The sequence below is a fragment of the Fictibacillus macauensis ZFHKF-1 genome, from assembly GCF_000269865.1.
In the GTDB taxonomy this organism is placed as follows: Bacteria; Bacillota; Bacilli; order Bacillales; family Fictibacillaceae; genus Fictibacillus_C; species Fictibacillus_C macauensis.
Genome location: NZ_AKKV01000014.1, coordinates 1 through 2,380, shown reverse-complemented (window position 1 = coordinate 2,380; position 2,380 = coordinate 1). Strand labels below are relative to the sequence as shown.

Sequence of the window (2,380 nt, the reverse complement as noted above, 5' to 3'; positions counted from 1 at the left end):
TTCACACGCTTGAAGAGGGAGACTTCTTTCGGAATCCTGTTAAAAAATGCTACGGGAGACATGATCGGATATGGCCTTTCTATTGCAGGTCCACGCAATCTATTAGTAGGACCCATCGTTGCGCCAGACACCCTTTCCGCAGCGAGGCTCATCCATCACTTAGCTCGCCATCACCAAGGACCTGTGCGCATCGATGTCCCTTCACAAAACAACTCATTGCGACTATTTTTAGAGCAGCGCGGCTTCGTTCAAGTGAGTCAACCACCTGTTATGATGATTAATGCTACTGCTATGCCCCCTAGAAATGGGACGCTATTTGGCATTGCCGCCCAAGTTTTTGGTTGATACCCTGGGAGCGAGAAAGCTAGGCTGCTCAAACAAAAAACTAAGATGCATGAAGACGCGTTTCATGCATCTCTTTGGTGTTTTTTTATTCATAGTGCTTAAATACTTCCTCTATCTTCACGTTACAAATCAAATGCTAACTCTATTTTCTCATTTCATTCATCTTTCTGATTCAGACCAAGAGCCGATTACAAAAGAAAAACTAGTAAATAGCATCGCCGCTCCACCATCAAATCTTCAAATCAGATGACCTATGAATCTCAAAAAAAGGACATTTGCCCCACGACATAGTTACCAATCTATCCACAATTATACAAATTCAATTTCTTGTCAACAGAAAAAGGGATATAATGACTGAAATAACTAAAAAAGTAGAGATTTATTCATTGATTGAACTTTGGTACAAATTAGTCAGCACCACATTATTCATTTTATTAGGAGCATGATTATGCTGAAAAAGCAAAAAGAAGAAGACTTGTATTCTTTAAGGAATATTGCAAAAAAACGATTGTATCCAGGAGAATTAGGAGGATTTTTATGGGCTTCTCTTTTCATGAGTGGAGTCATGACATTAGTACTTACCTTTGGCGTTTATGCAACTGTTTATAGTCACGTTCCTTTTTGGACTAGTATAGCCAATTGGGCACTTTGTAATTTTTTTCTACAGTTTCTTTTTGCGCTATTTTTCTCAAAAGGAAAAAATGCCTTTCGTTTTCAAAAGACGTTATTACTACTCGTAATTTTTTATTCAATTAAACTCCCATTCGATTATTATACAGGTTATTATTTCTTCACCGAAGGTACACAACATAGTACTTTGTTTAAAAATACATCCATAACACTAGCGATCGGTGGCATCATTTTCTTAATTCTTTTTACCATTCGAGGGTTTGTTAAAATGCGGAAAGGTGATTTCAAAGAAAATGGGCCTGGCTTGTATAATTTTAGAGAATCAAAATTCTTTTTTAGTCTTCCCGTAATTTTTGGCGTTACCCTATTTGTTGGAACCATTATAAAACTTTTATCCAGACTCGATACTGATTTATCAAAAACAATCCAACTCACATTATTTTTACTAGCACTCGCTATTCTTCACTATGCACTTGTCTTGGCCATTCCTGAAATTATTCTCGTAGCCTATTGCAAATTCCGGTTCAAGTCATTTATCATCGCTCCACGAAAGCCTCCTTTACAGGAAACGCCGCGTGAGGTGATTTTACGAAAACGAAAACCGATTGAACGAAAGGCAAGCAAGACAGCTAAATCTGACAATCTAAAAGAAAATAATAGGAATTGCAATTCATTCATTACCCTTCAGTAGAGGAGTGTCATTTATTTTGTTTAAAAAGCAAAAAGAAGAAGATTTTTACTTACTATATTGTGTAGCAAATGATCGCATGAATCCAATCAATGTCCCCGGATTCTTATGGGGAGCGTTTTTTTGTGGAGGAATAGTGACACTTATTCTAACAGTTGGTATTTATGGAACGGACTATTACTTAAAACCTTTTTGGTTTCATCTAGCTAATCGCTCCATTGCCATTAGCTTTATCCAATTTCTCATTACTCTTTTTTTTTCAAGGACTAAAAATGTCTTTCGCTTTCAAAAAGCACAAGCAGTTTTTATCAGTCTTGTAGCATTTAAAGTATCATTAGACTTTTATGTAGGTTTCATTGCTTTTACCGAAAAAGCATATCTTTCCAGTACGTTTCGATCCATTGCTCTCGTATCATGCATTGGAGGTGTAATTTATATGATATTGTCTTCGATTCGAGGAATTATGAAAGTAAGACAAGGAGCTTTTCGCAAAGATGGTCAGGGTCTTTACAATTTCAAAGATACTATAACTCCTTACAATCTTCCAATTTTACTTGGTATTTTATTGTTTAGTGGATTTCTTTTGAAAACAATATACAAAATTAATCACAATATGTATGACACGATTTATTTGTTTATTTTACTATTTTTAACTGTTTTCATTCAATACGGGATTGCCTTTGCCATTCCAGAATTTTTTCTCATGATCTATTGTAA

Annotated in this window: 2 protein-coding genes and 1 pseudogene; all 3 read left to right on the top strand. The window is 35.7% G+C overall.

The window, feature by feature from the left end:
- Window positions 1-345, top strand: a pseudogene (locus A374_RS01495) (GNAT family N-acetyltransferase); the annotation flags it as partial.
- A 448-nt stretch (window positions 346-793) separates the two neighbouring features.
- Entirely contained in the window at window positions 794-1,666 is an 873-nt protein-coding gene (locus A374_RS01490; protein ID WP_007200398.1) for a hypothetical protein, read from the top strand.
- A 16-nt stretch (window positions 1,667-1,682) separates the two neighbouring features.
- Window positions 1,683-2,380: hypothetical protein (locus A374_RS01485; protein WP_007200397.1), on the top strand; the 698-nt coding region annotated here is incomplete at its 3' end.